General features: G+C 35.7%; 17 protein-coding genes. 1 reads left to right on the forward strand and 16 read right to left on the reverse strand.

Annotated elements, in window-relative coordinates:
• Positions 1–204: 204 nt before the first annotated feature.
• From AC3CH7_RS19555 to AC3CH7_RS19570, 4 genes are read right to left on the reverse strand one after another with little or no spacing between them, the layout of a single operon-like run.
• The gene (locus AC3CH7_RS19555) at positions 205–825 is read right to left on the reverse strand and encodes a response regulator transcription factor (RefSeq protein ID WP_031416532.1); all 621 of its coding nucleotides are present in this window, start codon (positions 823–825) and stop codon (positions 205–207) included.
• Complete coding sequence (locus AC3CH7_RS19560) at positions 800–3088, reverse strand: sensor histidine kinase (RefSeq protein WP_031416533.1); 2289 nt, start codon at positions 3086–3088, stop codon at positions 800–802. Before AC3CH7_RS19560 ends, AC3CH7_RS19555 begins: the two co-directional genes overlap by 26 nt.
• Positions 3089–3093: 5 nt before the next feature.
• A complete protein-coding gene (comX, locus tag AC3CH7_RS19565) occupies positions 3094–3258 on the reverse strand; it encodes a competence pheromone ComX (protein ID WP_012295836.1) in 165 nt (54 codons plus the stop codon).
• A 14-nt stretch (positions 3259–3272) separates the two neighbouring features.
• Positions 3273–4175 (reverse strand): polyprenyl synthetase family protein, encoded by a 903-nt coding sequence (locus tag AC3CH7_RS19570; protein WP_099805356.1) that lies wholly within the window; start codon positions 4173–4175, stop codon positions 3273–3275.
• A gap of 339 nt (positions 4176–4514) precedes the next feature.
• Here AC3CH7_RS19570 and AC3CH7_RS19575 point away from each other — a divergent pair, with 339 nt between their 5' ends.
• The gene (locus AC3CH7_RS19575) at positions 4515–5054 is read left to right on the forward strand and encodes a hypothetical protein (RefSeq protein WP_012295838.1); all 540 of its coding nucleotides are present in this window, start codon (positions 4515–4517) and stop codon (positions 5052–5054) included.
• Between the two features lie 104 nt (positions 5055–5158).
• On the opposite strand, the gene AC3CH7_RS19580 is transcribed toward AC3CH7_RS19575, so the two are convergent.
• From AC3CH7_RS19580 to putP, 12 genes are all read right to left on the reverse strand, one after another.
• Positions 5159–5473 (reverse strand): antibiotic biosynthesis monooxygenase family protein, encoded by a 315-nt coding sequence (locus tag AC3CH7_RS19580; RefSeq protein ID WP_012295839.1) that lies wholly within the window; start codon positions 5471–5473, stop codon positions 5159–5161.
• 1 nt (position 5474) lies between these two features.
• Positions 5475–6494, reverse strand: a complete 1020-nt coding sequence (locus AC3CH7_RS19585) for a siderophore ABC transporter substrate-binding protein (protein WP_488381840.1) — start codon at positions 6492–6494, stop codon at positions 5475–5477.
• Between the two features lie 64 nt (positions 6495–6558).
• Positions 6559–7320 (reverse strand): iron ABC transporter ATP-binding protein, encoded by a 762-nt coding sequence (locus tag AC3CH7_RS19590; protein WP_008175175.1) that lies wholly within the window; start codon positions 7318–7320, stop codon positions 6559–6561.
• Positions 7317–8270: an iron chelate uptake ABC transporter family permease subunit gene (locus tag AC3CH7_RS19595; protein WP_031416540.1), complete on the reverse strand. Its 954-nt coding sequence runs from the start codon at positions 8268–8270 to the stop codon at positions 7317–7319. The genes AC3CH7_RS19590 and AC3CH7_RS19595 overlap by 4 nt, the downstream gene beginning before the upstream one ends.
• Positions 8263–9213: an ABC transporter permease gene (locus tag AC3CH7_RS19600; protein ID WP_031416542.1), complete on the reverse strand. Its 951-nt coding sequence runs from the start codon at positions 9211–9213 to the stop codon at positions 8263–8265. The genes AC3CH7_RS19595 and AC3CH7_RS19600 overlap by 8 nt, the downstream gene beginning before the upstream one ends.
• A gap of 286 nt (positions 9214–9499) precedes the next feature.
• Positions 9500–10552 carry a YkvI family membrane protein gene (locus tag AC3CH7_RS19605; protein WP_031416543.1) on the reverse strand — a complete coding sequence of 351 codons (1053 nt, stop codon included), beginning with the start codon at positions 10550–10552 and terminating at the stop codon, positions 9500–9502.
• A gap of 51 nt (positions 10553–10603) precedes the next feature.
• Entirely contained in the window at positions 10604–11710 is a 1107-nt protein-coding gene (gene menC / locus AC3CH7_RS19610) for an o-succinylbenzoate synthase (protein ID WP_036162369.1), read from the reverse strand.
• A 21-nt stretch (positions 11711–11731) separates the two neighbouring features.
• Positions 11732–12556 carry a GNAT family N-acetyltransferase gene (locus AC3CH7_RS19615; RefSeq protein WP_012295844.1) on the reverse strand — a complete coding sequence of 275 codons (825 nt, stop codon included), beginning with the start codon at positions 12554–12556 and terminating at the stop codon, positions 11732–11734.
• Positions 12556–13701 carry a M20 peptidase aminoacylase family protein gene (locus AC3CH7_RS19620; protein ID WP_031416547.1) on the reverse strand — a complete coding sequence of 382 codons (1146 nt, stop codon included), beginning with the start codon at positions 13699–13701 and terminating at the stop codon, positions 12556–12558. The genes AC3CH7_RS19615 and AC3CH7_RS19620 overlap by 1 nt, the downstream gene beginning before the upstream one ends.
• Before the next feature lie 207 nt (positions 13702–13908).
• Complete coding sequence (locus AC3CH7_RS19625) at positions 13909–15396, reverse strand: peptide MFS transporter (protein WP_031416549.1); 1488 nt, start codon at positions 15394–15396, stop codon at positions 13909–13911.
• Between the two features lie 415 nt (positions 15397–15811).
• Positions 15812–17098, reverse strand: a complete 1287-nt coding sequence (gene hflX / locus AC3CH7_RS19630) for a GTPase HflX (protein ID WP_488381841.1) — start codon at positions 17096–17098, stop codon at positions 15812–15814.
• Positions 17099–17235: 137 nt separating this feature from the next.
• A complete protein-coding gene (putP, locus tag AC3CH7_RS19635) occupies positions 17236–18723 on the reverse strand; it encodes a sodium/proline symporter PutP (RefSeq protein ID WP_012295848.1) in 1488 nt (495 codons plus the stop codon).
• Positions 18724–18792 lie beyond the last annotated feature (69 nt).

The following is an 18792-nucleotide window of genomic DNA, read 5'->3' on the forward strand; positions in this document are numbered from 1 at the left end:
TTTTTGGCGTGATTCATGCAAAATTATGGCGTGATTTGGCGGTTCTCAAAAAACACCGCCATTTTTTTGGCGGTGTTTTAAAAAGATTATAGTAACTTCAGCATATAAATAAGGTATTTTTTTACACAGTATTATAAGAGAAGAATTTTTGTAAGAAAGTACCTTTTGTAGGAAAATACATCAAAAGTATAACATGGAAATTCCTTAGAGTAAATTCATTCTTTCAGCAAGATTGACAGCCTCTGTTCTTGAATCTACATTTAGCAAAGAAAACAGCTGTGTTAAATATCTCTCAGTAGTTCGCTGAGGAATATTGAGTTCAATCGCAATTGCTTTATTTGTATGACCTTCTGCAATAAGTCTTAAAATTTTCTTTTCTTTTTCATTTAAATGAATATCTTTAGCATTTTGAAGTTTAAATTTATCATCGAGAAAATCTAAGAAATTTTTCGGTAAAACAAATTCACCATTTGCAATCGCCCTAACTGTTCGTATGATCTGCTCCTTAGAGGCTGTTTTTGCTAAAATACCTTCTATTTTTCTCTCTAAAATTAGGGGATAATAATCTGTTATATCGTCTCCTGTATAAAGGATAACGGAAGCATCCGACTGAATGGCTTTAATATTACGGGCTAAATTAATGCCATTTTCCAACGGCATGTTAATATCAATCAAGTAAATAGCATATGGCTTATTTTTTATTCTTTGAATGACACAAGTGGCATCACTTTCCGTATCAATAATGATATCTTCATTTTCTTGAAATAAGTTTTTAGTTCCCTCTAAAACTATAGGGTGATCATCCACTATGAGCATGGTAATCATGTGTTTCACTCCCTTCTTTAACTGCTATTCTAATAGACATCCCTTGGTTTAGTTGTGAGTCAACATAAAAATAACCATTAAAGGCTTTTACTCGCTCCTGCATACCTCGGATACCCATTGACTCTGCTACGATAATATCCTCTACATTACACCCTACACCATCGTCATAATAAATAATTTCAAAACCATCATTCATTTCCTTTAGATGGATTTCAACAGCTGTTGCATAGGAATGTTTTAAGGCATTATTCAATAGCTCTTGGAATAATCGATAAATCATTAAATTCATACGCTCATCTTCTAAATATAAACGGTCTATTGAATAGATTAACACAAAGTTAGCTCTCTCTTGAACCTTCCTAATTAACTTTTCTAATGCCGCATTTAAACCTAATGTATCCAGTAATGGAGGCTTTAAATTCTCACAGTATGCTCGTAATTCATATAGAGAGTCAACCATTTGCTTATGAATTTGAGCAAGCTTCTCCTGCATGTCTGATGTATCCTTTGCGTTAACAAGGACATCTACCTCTCTGGCAATATGAAGTTGTTCCTGCAAATTAGTGTCGTGTAACTCTTGAGCTAACTGATATTTTTCTTCTTCAAATCTCAACCATAATAGCTTATTAAGCCACGGCAATTGACCGTCGTCAGCTTGTTTCATATGCTTTAATTCATCTAATAGTTCTTCCACCATCTTTGTATTTTCAATAAAATTATTTACATACAATAGGAGCAATTCGAGCCATAGTAGCTCCTCGTCTTTTAAATGAATGGTATTGTTATGTCCCAGCACTAAAGCTCTTTTATAATGTGCATCCTGATGGAGAAATGCTAAATAAATTTTATCAATCTTACGTATTTCTCCTAATCTAATATCATCCATTGTGTCAGCTTGTAACAAAATTCTTTCCCCACTATTTGTAAGGAATTCATTCGTACCATAGCTATACGTTAAGACAAAAACATCCTCTAGCTCCAGATGAACAGAAACCTCATAAGCGAATTTCTCTAAAAGCTCATCAATTTTAACGGTTTTCCCAATTTTATCTACAGCCGTGTACAGCTGATGAATATAATCACCTTTTGTTGAAAATAGTATTTTCCGCTTACGATAATCAACTTTTTCTTTTACATAAAAGAGTATGACTAACGAAGAAAATGTAAAGAAGGACACACCTGACATAACACTGATTTTTAAATATTGACCCGCAATGAAGTACAATCCAACTGTGAACCATAGGGTAAATATTAAAGAAAAAATAATATAGTAGCGCAATCTAGTAATATGATACTCGATGTCAAATAGTCGTTCTGCTAATTGTGTAAAGATAAAGCTAAAAGGTATCAGTAATAAAAATAAGGAGCTAATCTCAGATGAAAGGATATACGTATGAAAAAGGATTTTTGGAAGTACATACAAAAATAGAAATGGTAAAAATGGAATCATTATACTACTCAATAAAATCTTCAACTGAGGTGAGTTATATTTGAAATAGCTTACTAATAAAATACCTAAGATAATTATAAGCAGAATAAGAAATAACAATAATACAATATTTGAAAGTCCATCATTTGAAGCAGGGAAAGCAGTTCCAATACAAGCCAATACAAAACCAATGAAAGGCATTAAATAAAAGAACCGGATATTATTCGTAAACATCCATGTTGTTTTCATAAATGAAAAATAATTTCTTAAAAAATGTAATAAAATCACTAAACATAATAACATAGTAGTACGATTTACAATAATTCCTATCCCATCCAGCCTACCGGAGACTCCACTACTTACATAAGCTAGCGAAACAGTTAATATAAAAAGAATTAGTAAATCTGTTAACCTAGTATTTCTTTGTTTGTAATATAAATAAAAAGCAACAAATAACGTTAATAAATAATAGCAAGCCGGAACAATTAATACATAAAAGAACTGCTGAGGAATATCTAAATGTTTAATATGTATATTTATTATTTTTCCATCTGGCTTCATAATTGTAAGATCATTGGCAGATAATATTTTTGATTTATATTTCAATTGATTTAGCTCGGCAATCGGGCCATTATCTACGTTTAAAACTGCATCACCAATGGTTATATTCTGCCCCTTAGCCCAATCTTTATAATATAGTTGAGATACTAGCCATTTACCATCTTTTTCTTCTACCCCAATTTGAATATATGGCGCGCTATAATTCACAAAATTTAAATATAAACCTAACGCTAAATAAAGGACTATAGCGGGCCAAAAAAAATTTGAACGCAACGTATTTAGTTCCAAATATCACTTTCTATAGGCATTTGCATTTCATCAATAAAAGCTTCTAAAATTGCTACTTGTTCTATAGATGAAATTCCAATTAATGAGGCTCTCTGTTCTTTTAATAATGCAACTAGGCTTGGGTTTTGTTCTAAGTACTGAATTACATTAATCATCCTATCGCTCCTCATCATTTTATTAATTTTTGTAGGTAGTCTTTAGCTAAATCATTTAATTCTACATTTTCAAGATAACTTATTGCCTTCAATTTATAGACATTTTTCACAGTAAGTGCATAGCGTATTGCCCCGCCATTTGTCAACTCATTTTCTGCTTCTTTATGATCCAAAATTGTAACTATATCATCATTATAATAGTCAGCTACAGATTTTGAAACATCATTTTTCTGGGATAAAAGATAAATAATCGGCAGGGAGAATCTTTTGTTTAGTAGGTCATTTTTCGGTCCCCATGCTTTCAAACTTTGGATATCGTTTTTAATTTGCTGAATAATGCCTATGTACTTTCCATAAGCCTCTACTTCTTGGGATACTTCCCCTTTGGCAAGAACCTCTCCAATTAAGCAACTCATCGCTGTTAAGGAACCTGATTTAAGCGTAATCATTTGTACATAAGAATCTTCATCGCGGCAATTATTTAATAAGTCTAATTGTTGACCACTTATACTTTTTAATGCGCATTCTTCAAGTATTTTTATAGCAGCTCTTTTATGCTCAAAAGACGTTTCATCAATTGTTTTTGAAGCCATAATCAGCATAGCTAGAGCAACATTTAAAGAAAGCTCTGGTGTCCTGCTCCAACTATTATCTGAATCCTTATCTTGAAGATCATCGATAATATCAAATGACAATATTAAGAGTTCAACTGCTGCAGCAATTTTGTATATGTCGTTATTTCTACTATTTGAAAACGCCTCAAAATGCAAACAGCATAATTTACCAAAAGAAAAACCTGCATCTATTTTTTCTTCTTTAAAGCTTTTAAACAAATGTTTTAGCTCATGACTAAGAAATGTTTCACTTTCAATGAGAATGTCCAATGATTTATTAATACACTCATCCAACCCGTTCAATAGTCCTCTCTCCTCTCCGATATATTAATAGATATTATATAGATTAGTGGGAATTAATACTAGCAGCACCAATAATATATACATATAATTCCATAAATCACTATATAAAGTTGAAGAGCGCCAAAAAGTGGCGTTAATTACTTAAACCACGCCATTTTTTACCTAATTGATAAGGATAAAATGGCGGTAGAGAACGATGTACCGCCATAAAATTGGCGTAAACTCACCATTGAAATGGCGTTATGACAGATGTTACGCTTATAGTAATAACATTTGATTTTCTCATTGTCCTGATAGATTGATGAACATGAATTTTTATGTACTGGGAGTGTTTTAAAAATGAAAAATGGATTTAACGAAACTGTTTTCATACTTACGGCTACTTTTTCATGTAATATCTCTGTCTCAGCTGAAGAGATTATAATTAAAAAGCCTACAGAGGAGCAACTACGAATTGAAAGGATTATTACTCAATCTGAATTAAAAGCTTATCAAGAAACTTTAACGGTCTATAAAAAGCTTTCAACCTTCTCAAACTTAATTAGTGATGTTCCTGGATTTGAAGATTCTTTTCAGCAAAAAAGAGATTACTATATTCAGCAATATGGCATTATAAAAGTACCGAATGACAATTTATTTAGTATGCCATCCGTCAATCCATTAACCTTTGGATTAAATATAGAATCACCTACCACTTACATGACAGCGAATTACACGATTATTAATGCTAGAGGGCTAGCAGCAGTGACAGACTCATCTATTACTCATAAATTAGATGAAAATATAAATATCTCGGGATTGTCCATTAATGAAAGCACTATTTCCTTTAATATGGATGCTACATTTTGTAGTTCCATAAAAACACCGATTACCCATTAATATAAATAAGCAGATAGCATTGGTGTCCCTTCTCTGATTCCATCGTTATCTGCTTTTATATACAACAAAAAGGTGCCTCAATCGCTTGAGACACCTCTAGGCTATTAACCTTTTACATAATAAACTTCTTGTCCGCTTTCAACGATATGCTCAGGCTTTGGCTTACCTGCACTTGCCTTATGACCGGCAATATGCTCAGGGCTCTTCTCCCAATTTTTCCATGCTTCTTCTGATTCCCAACGAACCATCACTAGCACTTCCTCATCACCACGGCGAACTTTCTTGACCAGCACCTGCTTATCAATGAAACCAGGTTGTTGTTCAAGTAATGATGGACTGTTTGGCTTTGCGCCAAAACGTTCCACCACTTTATCCGAATTCCCTTCCGTCACAACGATACGTTTAATTTGTACAAACATATTAGTTAAACGCCTTTAATACATCTTCAACTTTTAGTGTTTCAGATTGTAAACCGCCACCTGAAAGATACCAAACTTCTGGGTCTAAGTAGAACACTTTACCGTTCTTCACAGCATTCGTTGCACTTACGATTTCGTTTTCAATCGCGCCTTTAGTACCAGACTCGCCGTTTTCGTTTACAACTGCGTCACGGTCAACTACAAATAGAATATCAGGATTTGTATCACGTACATATTCAAAACTTACATTATCACCATGTGTTCCAACTTTAACATTCTTATCAGCAGCTTTCACACCAAATACATCGTGGATAACACCGAAACGTGAACCTGAACCATACGCTGATAATGCGCCTTCACTACCTAATACGATCAAAGCTTTCTCTTCTGATGCTGTTGCTTTGCCTTTTACTTCTTCAACTTTAGCTTCATATGCAGCGATTGCATCTGCCGCTTCTTTTTCTTTACCGAAAATTTTACCAGCTAATTCTGTATTAGCTTTGAATGACTCTAGGAAGTTTTTATTATCTACTCCAATGTAAACTGTTGGAGCAATTTTAGATAACTCAGCATAAGCTGCTGACGCACGACCAGAGATGAAAATAATATCTGGGTTGATTTCAGATAATTTTTCATAATCAGGCTCAAATAAAGTACCAGCATTTACATAAGTGCTATCTTTATATTTGCTTAAGTAAGATGGTAATGAATCTTGTACTACTGCAGTAGGATTAACCCCTAATGCATCTAAAGTATCTAGGAAACCATTATCAAAAACAACAACCTTTTCTGGGATCTTATCAAGCTTTACTTCTTCAAATGTAGTCTTACCATCGCGACCTTCGATTGTGCTACCTGGAATTGTTATTGGGTATGCTGCAGATGCCTCGTTTTGTTCTTCTGCTGGTTTGTCAGTTGACGTACCTTTATCTTCTTCTTTTGCTTCGTCTTTTGAACCGCAAGCAGCTAAAACTAATAGCATCATCGCCATTAATATTGTTAGTAATTTCCATTTTTTCATTTTGAAATTTCTCCTTTAAATTTATTTTATAGTTAATGGATGGTTAAACCATCTGCTACTATTTCTAAGAATTAAAATAAACACAAATTCTGCAGCCATCCTGCTCTTGAACAGGAATATCCATATCATAGATTTCCTTGAGTGCGTCTGAGTTAATGATATCGTTGGTAGAACCATTTTTCACAACACGACCATCTTTTAATGCAACAATATTATCTGAGTAAACGGAAGCAAAATTAATGTCATGTAGTACAATTACAACTGTTTTCCCTAACTCATCCACTAGCTTACGCAAAATCTTCATAATCTGAACAGAATGTTTCATATCTAGATTATTCAATGGCTCGTCCAATAGGATATATTCTGTATCCTGAGCAATAACCATTGCGATAAAAGCACGCTGACGTTGACCACCTGATAATTCATCTAAGTAATTATGTTGAATATCTTCTAAATTCATATATTGAATAGCTTCATCCACTTTTTCTTCATCTTCTGGTTTTAAATTTCCTTTTGAATAAGGGAAACGTCCAAAGGATACAAGCTCACGAATCGTTAAGCGGACATTCATAAAGTTAGACTGTTTTAATATGGATACTCGCTTGGCAAAATCATCCGATTTCCAGCGCCTTACATCTGCTTTATCGAGTAGAACTTCTCCAGTATCTGCATTCAGTAAACGGCTTACCATTGAAAGTAGCGTGGACTTCCCTGCACCATTTGGTCCAATAAAAGACGTAATTTTCCCTGAAACAATATCGACACTTACATCTTGAACGACAGGTTTTTTTCCGAAAAACTTCGTAATTTCTTTCACTTGTATCATCCTGCTGACCTACTTTCTCTTAATAATAAGTAGATGAAGTATACCCCACCCACAAAATTAATAATGACACTTAGTGTAGTACTGAAAGTGAATACTCGCTCAACCATCCACTGCCCACCGATTAAAGCAATAATACTCATTACACAAGAACCAGCAATTAAGATGGAATGCTTGTATGTTTTAAAATACTGATACGATAAATTCGCAACAATTAAACCAAAGAATGTAATAGGCCCAACTAATGCTGTTGAAATGGAAATCAAGATAGAAGCTAAAATTAACATACGTTGTACCAGCTTATCGTATGGTACACCTAAATTAATTGCTGTATCACGTCCTAACGACATGACGTCTAATTGATTCATATGACGCCAACCATATATAAATGTTATCAAAATGATTACACCAGCTAGCCAAACTAAATCTGAATTAACATTATTAAAACTTGCAAACATTTTACTTTGTAAACCTAAAAATTCATTAGGATCGATTAATACTTGGAAGAATGTTGTAATGCTCCCTAAAAACGTACCAACAATCATACCCACTAGTAGTAAAAAATAAATAGGTCGCTTTCCTTCTTTAAACAATACTCGATAAAAAACTAAAGCGAAAACAATCATTGATACGATAGCAAGAGTAAAATTATAGTAAATATTGATAACTAAAATAGATGTAGAGCCAAAGAAAAAGTAGATGAATGTTTGAATCAACATATACAAAGCATCTAACCCCATAACACTTGGCGTTAAAATCCGATTATGGGTAATGGTTTGGAAAACAACTGTTGAATAGGCAATAGCTATACCCGTTAATGCCATCGCTATAACTTTTATGACACGTCTCGGAAAAGCATAATGATAATTACCATTTAATCCCCAAAATAGATACAATAAGATAGCTAACACGGCAAGTCCTAGTAAAATGAACATTCTTGTACGATTACGCATATGCTCTCCCCCTAAACAACATAACTAGGAAGATAGCACTTCCAATTACACCAACAGTCATACTAATTGGTATCTCATAAGGGAATATCAGTACGCGTCCTAAAATATCGCAGAATAATAAGAAGGACATACCAAGTAATGCTGTATGTGGCAATGTTTTTGCCAAATTATCACCTTTAAACAGTGAAATAATATTCGGTATAATCAAACCAAGGAATGGAATGACACCTACTGTTAGCACCACTGTTGTGGAGATAAGAGCCACCAATACTAAGCCTAAATTCACCACAAACTTATAGGATAGGCCAAGATTTTTAGCAAAATCCTCACCCATACCTGCTACTGTAAAACGATTGGCATAAATATAAGCTAAGATAAGTACTGGTACACTTATGTATAACAGTTCATAACGGCCTTTCATGATTAACGAGAAATCTCCTTGTAACCATGCAGAAATGTTTTGGATAATATTTGCCTTATAGGCAAAGAACGTTGTCACGGAAGACAAGATATTACCATACATTAAGCCAATAAGCGGTATAAAAATCGCATCTTTAAACTTAATTCGATTTAATATTTGCATAAATAATAATGTGCCGGCTAGAGCAAATATGAAAGCGAAGGAAATTTTTTGGAAATACGTGACATTTGTGAAAAACATCATGGAAATCAATATACCCAGTCGAGTGGCATCTAAAGTACCTGCTGTCGTTGGTGATACGAACTTATTCCTACTTAAGCTTTGCATAATTAAACCAGCAATACTCATACCTGCGCCTGCTAGCAAAATGGCAACAAGTCTGGGTACACGACTAATTAAAAATAGTCTAGTTTCTTCTGATTGGAAGTCTAATAGATCACTTGGTTTAATATCTACTACTCCGATAAATAGCGATACTATAGACAACACAACAGTTGCTGTTAAAAGATATCTTATTTTCATAGTAATCCCCGGTAGATTTCAATTTTGTGTGTAATGTTACGTTTAGTGAAAATGATTATCATTACTCACGATTTCCATTATAGTCATGTTTTTATTCTCAGTCAACCTGTAAATGAGAATTATTCTCGTTTTATTTAAAAGGAACTAAAAAACGTGTCTAATTAACGAAATATTAGTATTTTCGCCAAACTTTCTACCTTACATAATTCACTATTTCTACAACTTTTTTATCCAAACAAAATGGTAATTGAGAACATCCCTTCGTCTCAATTACCATTCTTATTCATTATATTATTCGTCTTACTTTTCTTAACCATGCTGAAATAATAAATATGATTAAGACTAAACCTACATATCCCATTACTGCATAGAGCTTAGCTACAAGCGTCGTAAATCCAGCTAGACTGGCTAAAAAGCCTAAGCTTCCTATAAAAACAACCGCTACCTTAAAGCTAGGTCTATCAGGCTTAAAGAATCTTACCATAAAAGAATAAAGCATCCCTACTGCAGTATTATAAATCATCCCTAATAAAGAGAATGTCATTAATAGCCCGATCAATGGATGAATTTCATTTGCTAATGCTAGCATAGGAATATCTAGTCCTATTACAACGTTCATTTTTGCAAGAAGAGAAAAATTAATAAGCAAAATTAAAGCACCTAATAGAATTCCGCCAATAATGCCCCCCATTCCAGCTACTTTATCATTGCGCACCGAGCCGCACATCACCGTTAATAATGAGAAACTTACCCCAATATTGAATGACATATACAACAATGCAGTCAACCACCAGCTTTTTGAGCTTATTTGTGCCTGCTGCGCAATTACTGCTTGTTCAACAAAGGTAAGATCCATTGTTGCAATGGCATAGATAGCAATAATAGAAACAATTGCTAATAAGTAAGGAGTTGCTAATGCAATAATATTAATAATGCTTTTAACATCCATCATCACAGTGGCTATGGTTAGCAGAATCATACATATACTCCCTAGCCAAATAGGTAGCCCAAACATTTGCTGTAATGTTGCACCTGCACCCGCAAACATAATAACAGCCACGCCAAATAAAAACAGCGATAATAAATAATCCAATACAAGACCGACAGAATGACCAGAAATCTGATAAATCAAATCCTTGTGGGATGCAGTGCGTAATCTTGAGCTAACCTGGGCTACACACATACCAACAATAGAAAAACCAACCATAGCTAAGAGGGCACCATAAACCCCTTTAAAGCCATAGCTTGTAAAATAGAGGACAATTTCCTGTCCAGATGCAAATCCTGCACCAACGATAATTCCTACATAGGCACCGCCGATTTGCAAGCTCTTTTTCAATCAGTTCTCTCCTCGTTTTTTCCTTTAGAGCAAATGATTTTCATTCCATTTTTATTGATAGACCTCTTTGCTTATTGTCAGCTTATCGATAACTGCCATATTCGGTGTATAGCCAATACCGATTTCTTGTGGTACATCAATATATCCATCTTTGACGATGACTTCTGGATTAATAATATCCTCATACCAATAATGACTAGAGCCCGCGGTATCTCCAGGCAATACAAAATGACTAAGCGAGGTTAAGGCAATATTATGTGCTCGTCCGATTCCTGCCTCTAACATTCCTCCACACCAAACAGGAATTTGATTCTCCTTGCAGAGGTCATGAATTCGTTTAGCTTCGGTTAGACCGCCAACTCGTCCAATTTTAATATTGATTACACCACAGCTTCCTAGCTCAATTGCTTTTCGAGCATCTTCATACGATGTGATACTTTCATCTAAACATATTGGCGTTTTTATGTTTTTCTGCAAGGTTGCATGATCCACAATATCATCAGGAGCCAAAGGTTGTTCGATCATTAGTAAGTTGTAATCATCAAGCTGCTGTAATATGGCGATATCATTTAATGTATAAGCTGAGTTCGCATCGACCATTAAAGGTAAATTTGGTAGCTCTGCACGGATTGCACGTACCACTTCTACATCATAACCAGGCTTAATTTTCACTTTTACCCTTTTGTAACCCTTTTCCAAATGGCTTTTTATTACTTCTATTAATTGAGCTATTGTAGCTTGAATACCTACACTGACCCCAACTTCAATACATGTTTTTTGCCCACCTAAAGCCCGTGCGAGAGATTGTTTTGTTTGTTGGGAATAAATATCCCATATAGCACCTTCTATCGAAGCTTTCGCCATGCAATTTCTGCGAATAGAAGCAAACAATGTAGTCACCTCATCAGGATGCCCGATCTCTTTATTTAGCAAGATGGGTATTAGAAAATCTTTCAGCATATGCCATGTCGTCTTTAAAGTTTCCTCTGTATACCAAGGCGCTACAAAAGCAACCGTCTCTCCCCATCCAGTAATCCCAGATTCATCTTTTGCTTCTATTAATAACAGTTCTTTTTCGTCGACTGTACCAAAGCTCGTTGAAAACGGTGCTTTCATCGGCATTTTAATATGTCTTAAAGTAATCTTTTCTACTTTCACAAACTTCACTCCCTCTAATTATTATAAGGCTAATAAGGAGCGTCTGACTAACAGATAGCTATGGACATATTCTGGGTGCTTCTTGACACGTACAATTGCATAGCCTTGATTGAATAATGCTGTTAAGATCTTTCTAATTTTATAGCGCCAGTCCTCTGCAAGTTTAGGACTTTCAACTTTCACTTTCTGCAAATATTGAGGAATCGGTAATAGATAGGCCTCCTGATGAAAGGAATGTTCCATTTGAAATGTATTATCTACGTCTAGGACAGGCAAGCCATCGACAGTTAATGTCCATGGTACGATTTCCTGTGCGATTTCTTCTAGTTCATCAATGCTATCAGCCATTTGTTCACGTTCTATCCACCACTCAACAATCAGCCTGTCTGAAGGTAATCCTTCATTAAAGTCATCTTCAAGAGCGCCGTAATAATCATTTTCGTATCGATAACTAATAGCATTTAGCTTTAAAAATGCCAAATTAGCTAAGCTCACCTCCAGAGGTTCAAATAACCAACGAACCAGTTGAAACCCATTTTCTTTCGCATATTCTTGCTGAGCGTGCTTTAATAACTCACCTACACCTTGTTCACGATATGCTTTCTTTACGCCAATCATGTGTGAATGTAAGTATATTTCTCTATCATGATAGCCCACAAAGCAATAGTTAAAGCCAATTAGCCTTTCTTCTAAATAAGCACCTAAAACTAATCCGCCATTTTGTACAACTGCTAGTAATTGGTGAGTGGGAATTGCTTGGCTTCCCCATATTTCAGCATTCAACTTTTGGACCTCTGCCAGTTCTATAGGTGTCATGACTTTGTGAATTTGCACTTGCTCTAACATTATGCTGACGCCTCCTTTGTATCTGTTGACTCCAATGCTAATAAGACTGCTCTCGTAAGAATCTCCACGCCAGTAACAAGTCGTGCTTGTTTAAACTTCATTTTCGGATGGTGTAATCCTGGTGTTAATCCACATCCTAAGCCCAACATGGTTGTTTTTAAGTGTGGCCTTTTTACCGCATAATGATGAAAATCCTCTCCACCAGGTGTGTGTACCGGCTTTCTTAAATTTGATAATCCGGCAGCCTGTATAATTGCTTGTTCCATAATATATTGTGCACTTGTATCAACTTCCGCAGCTACAATATTGGCAACAGTACGTAATTCAATCTGCACCTTATGCAATAGCTTAGTGGAATCAATAACACGTTTGACCCCTTGCGCTAAATCATCCATAACATTATTTTGCTGAGCACGAATGTCTATCGTAAATGAGGCATTACCAGGTATGATATTGCCTGATTCTCCCCCTGCATGGAACTTTGTCATCTTAACTGATACAGGTACCATTGGATCGGTATGAATGGTTCGTAAATCTTCAATGATGGTAGCCCCTACTTCGATTGCATTAACGCCAAGATGTGGCCTTGCAGCATGGGCATCCTCTCCAATAATCTCCCCTTCTAGTAAACGAGAGGCTCCGTGATACAAGGCTGCACAGTATGTACCATCCTCTAGCTCATGAACGGGTCTTACATGCACACCAAATAAATAGTCAAGCTCATCAATTACACCTTCTTCTAAGACTGCTAATGCTCCCGTCCCTTTTTCTTCAGCAGGTTGGAAAATAACACGGATTGTACCATTAAATGATGGCTGTTGTTCTTTTAATAGTAAGAGAGTACCAATAGCCATTGTCATATGTCCATCATGCCCACAGGAGTGGTTTGCACGGAAATGGCCATCAACCTCCTGCCATAATGCGTCTATATCTGTTCGTAAACCCACTTTAGGACTACCATGACCCACATCAACATAAAGACCTGTAGAATTTTTAAAGCGAATTGGCGAAAACCCTTCTTCCGTTAATAAATCTACTATATAATTAGTTGTTTCTATCTCATGCCAGCTAATTTCTGGATTGGCGTGTAAATACGTAAAAATCTCCATTAATCTTGACCTCAAACGGTCCAATTCTTCTTTCATACCATCCAACCCCTTAAAATTTTCTTATAATTATGATTATTATAGCGAAAATAATGATCTTCCACATAGAAACTTATACTCTTGCTCCATAAAATTACTACTTAAGATAATATATTTCGCGCTAGACTTCATAAATAGACATTTATTTAGATAACAAAAAAAGATGTAAATACAGCCCATTAGCCGGACTGTACTTACATCTTCCAATTAGTTAATACCTTTCATTGCCTTTGAAATAATCGGCGATAAAATTAACAATAATATACCAATGACGATTGAAAGCGACCCCAAGAAGCCGAAGTATGTGAATTCGCTTACAACTTCATAAACCTTTACTAACTGTGCATTAATTGCTTGTGCTGCCGCACTTGTTAAAAACCATAAAGACATGGTTTGTGCCGCAAATGCTTGTGGTGCCAATTTCGTCGTAGCCGATAAACCAACAGGTGATAATAATAATTCACCTACAACTACTAAAAAGAATGACAGTACTAACCACCAAGGACTAACTAATGTTTCTCCGCCAGATAAGTGTGCTGGAATCATCATGACAAGGAATGATAAACCTGCAAAGAATAAGGCGTATGAAAATTTACGTGGTGTAGTAGGCTGCTTGTCTCCCCATTTAAGCCATAACATCGCAAATAATGGTGCCATTGTTATAACAAATAACGGGTTTAATGACTGGAACCAAGAAGATTGAAGCTGAATGCTACCAATACTTAATTGTGTACGCTCATCTGCATACGTAGCCAGAATTGTTGCCCCTTGTTCTTGAATTGCCCAGAACATAACGGCTGACAAAAATAATGGAATATATGCAAGAAGTCGAGATTTTTCATCTTTTGTTGTCTTTTTACTACGATACATATAAATAAAGAAGACTGTTGGAATTAATACACCAAGAGCTGTAATGATTAAACTGAATACATTCATCGTTAAAGTACCAGTTTTAATACCAATGGCACCTAGAATGATAATAAGTAAAGCAACAATACCAAATTGCGCAAAGACTTTTTTGCGTTCTTCAGGCTTTAATGGGTTATTAACTTGTAAACCCGCTAGGCCTAAGTATTTTTTCTCCGTCAATTTATAAACAATTAACCCAACAAGCATCCCTAAACCGGCTAAACCAAAGCCTAAGTGGAAGCTATACTTTTGTCCAATTGTTCCGACAATAAATGGTGCAATGAATGCCCCCATATTAATACCCATATAGAAAATAGAGAAGCCTGCATCACGGCGGCTATCTGTTTCAGCATAAATATCCCCAACAATACTTGAAACGTTTGGTTTTAATAACCCAGTTCCCATTACGATAAATGCCATTGAAGCAAATAGCATCGTTACACCGCCAGGCAGTGCTAGTAATAAATGGCCAATCATTATTAACACGCCACCGTAAAAAATAGTTCTACGTGTTCCTAATACTCGGTCAGCAATCCATCCACCTATAATACCTGACATATAAACGAGTGAACCATAAATGGCCATAATAGAGTTCGCTGTTCCGCGGTCTAGACCTAATCCACCCTGATTCAATTCGTAATACATAAAGAAAATGAGAATTGCTCGCATACCATAATATGAGAAACGTTCCCAAAATTCTGTGAAAAACAAAGTAAAGAGCCCTTTAGGGTGTCCAACAAAACCATTTTGAGGGACAGATTTTACAACTTCATCTTTACTAGACATACAATACCCTCTCCCAATTAAAAATATTCTCTTTAAAAAACATTATTACCCTAAAATAAGGATTAAAAAACTGTGTTTCATCATACTAAAGCGTTTTTTTAACTTTAGCAAGAGTTTTAAAAAATGTTGAAAATTTATCATTTTTCTTTAAATTCTGATTGTTTATTTTGATAATTATTAAATCCTTTGATATATCTAAGTTTTCTCACACTTCAATAGCCCACACTTGTTTTCTGAACATTAAATTATTCTAAAATATTTATAATTCAGATTTATAACTTTTTATACAATTTTAAACTATTTTTTCTAACAATTATTAAAATGCTACAGGCTGTTGATCTAGATTCTATATTCCCCTTAATCACAAAAAGCATGCCAAAATCTTTTGGCATGCTTCGGGTTATTTTTTCATTTTTTAATTTACGACGTATTGCTGATATTTTGCATAATCCGCTTCTTTAGCTTCAAGGGATAATAATGTACCACCCTCTTCGTATGCTGTATTAGAAACAGAGGCATGTTCATTTAAATAAGAAACAATATTTCCTTGGTCATAAGGTATGAGCATTTCACATGTCACATAATTGGAGAAAATATGTTGACGAATTAATTGAATTAACTCTTCTAGCCCTACCGCTTCCTTTGCTGATACCCATATATTATCGCCACTTACAACAGGGTAAGGCACTTGAGCAAGATCAGCTTTATTGTAAACATAAATGGTTGGAATACCTTCAACACCAACCGCTTTTAACGTTTCATTTGTAACATCCATCATAAAACCATGCTCTGAATTGGAAACATCTACGACGTGTAATAAAAGATCTGCATCTCTTGCTTCTTCCAATGTGGAGCGGAACGCCTTTACTAAATGGTGGGGCAATTTGCTGACAAACCCAACTGTATCTGTTAATAAAAATGTCTTGTTATCAGGTAGCTCAATCTGTCGAACTGATGTTTCAAGTGTAGCAAAAAGCATATCCTTCTCAAAGACTTGTTTATGCTCTTCTTGGCCTATCTCAGCCAACAATTGATTCATAATCGTTGACTTGCCAGCATTAGTGTAGCCAACTATAGACACTACCGGAAGGGCATTTTTTCGACGCTGTTTACGCTGCGTTTCACGTTGATCCTTGACCTGCTCTAGATCCTTTTTGATTTTCGCTATTTGATCTTCTATTTTCCGACGATCCAATTCAAGCTTTGTTTCCCCAGCACCTCGGTTTTTGAAGCCACCGCCTGTCCCTCCACCCTGACGGCTTAAAGAAGCATGTAAGCCCACTAAGCGCGGGAGCATATATTGTAGCTGTGCTAATTCTACCTGCATTTGCGCCTCTCGTGTTTTTGCCCTTCTGCCAAAAATATCCAAAATAAGCATTGTTCGATCAATAACTTTCGTTGCTAGATCACGCTCTAAATTACGGATTTGCGAAGGAGACAGCTCATCATTAAAAATGATGAGATTTGCTTGTGCTTCTTCATAGAAATTTTTGATTTCTTCTATTTTACCTGTACCAACATAATGGGAAGGTGTCACACGCTCTAAATTTTGCGTAACTACCCCTACGACCTCCACATTTAGTGCCTCTGCTAAATTTCGAAGCTCTTCCATCGAGTAATTAAAGTGCGCATCATTACGTAAATTTACGCCAACGAGTATGGCCTTTTCAATTAATACATCAACTTCCTTAATTCTATCCATTAGAAACCTCCCACCAAAACCTCGGTGTCCCTACGACAAATTTTCTTCATCTTACCATAAATTACAGCTTTACGTATGTTCAGAACTTTACGAAAAACATTTCAAAAAATGCGCCTCTCTGTAAAGGCGCATTTCCCTTATTTTCTTTCTTCTTTTAATAATTCTTCCGAACGGCTAAACTCTTCTTCAATTTCTTCATTAGGTCTATACGTCAATATACTAACGACAACCGCAACAATTAAACATACAAAGAAGCCTGGCACAATTTCATATAAGGCACTTGATAACGATTCAACTTTCCCCCAAATAAATGCTGTTGCAGCACCAGTTACCATTCCGCTTAAAGCACCGTAATTCGTTAACTTCCTCCAATATAAAGAAAGCAAAATGACTGGTCCAAATGCTGCACCAAATCCTGCCCATGCAAAACCAACTAGACTTAAGATGGAGCTATCTGGATTCCAAGCTAAAACCGCTGCAATAATCGCAACAACTAGAACAGCGATACGTCCTACAAAAACATAATGTTTATCAGTTGCTGTTTTGTTAAACAACGCTTTATAAATATCCTCTACAAGCGCCGAAGAGGTAACGATTAATTGCGATGAAATAGTACTCATTACAGCAGCTAAAATTGCTGCTAGCATAACTCCAGCTATAAATGGATGGAATAAAATTTGTCCCAGAACAATAAATACTGTTTCAGCGTCTTTTAGCTCACCTGCATTTTGTTCATAATAGGCTACCCCTACCAACGCCGTCCCAATTGCACCAAATAAACTTAACATCATCCACCCAATACCAATACGACGGGCCTGCTTTGTTTCTTTTACAGAGCTGATGGCCATAAAGCGCACAATAATATGTGGCTGCCCAAAATAGCCTAATCCCCAGGCAAGTGAGGAGATAATACCGGCTGCTGTTGCAGTGGCAGGTAACATGTTTAAAAGATCTGGGCTAACCGCTTTAATAGAAGTAATTGTTTCCCCTATTCCACCTGTTACAAAAAGACCAAATAGTGGTACAGCAATAAGTGCTAGAAACATGATAAGTCCTTGTAAAAAATCAGTATAACTTACTGCTAAAAATCCGCCGAACAATGTATAGGCTACCACTACTGCCGAAACGATTAACAAACCTGTATGATACTCATAACCAAACGAACTATCGAAAAATTTTCCTCCTGCTACCATCCCAGAAGATACATAAAATGTAAAAAATATTAAAATAATAATACCTGAAGCAATTCTGATTAACTTCGTATGATCACGTAATCGATTATCCAAATAACTCGGTATAGTAATGGAATCATTGGTAACCTGTGTATAAACACGTAACCGTGGAGCTACCAATAACCAGTTTAAATATGCGCCTACCGTTAACCCAATGGCAATCCAGGCTTCCACAAGACCTGATAAAAAAATAGCACCAGGTAAGCCCATTAAAAGCCAGCCAGACATATCCGCCGCACCCGCACTTAGTGCCGTTACAGCCGGACCTAAGGAACGACCACCAAGCATATAGTCCGTTAAATTGGAAGTTTTAACGAATGCATACCAGCCGATCACCAGCATGGCGACCATATAAATAATAATTGCTAATAATTGATACATATTATCTGACATACTTTTTCCTCCTATTCAGTCTTTAGTATCACCAATTCATAAAGAATTACTATACATAAAGATACCATG

The organism is Lysinibacillus sp. F12, assembly GCF_057773605.1.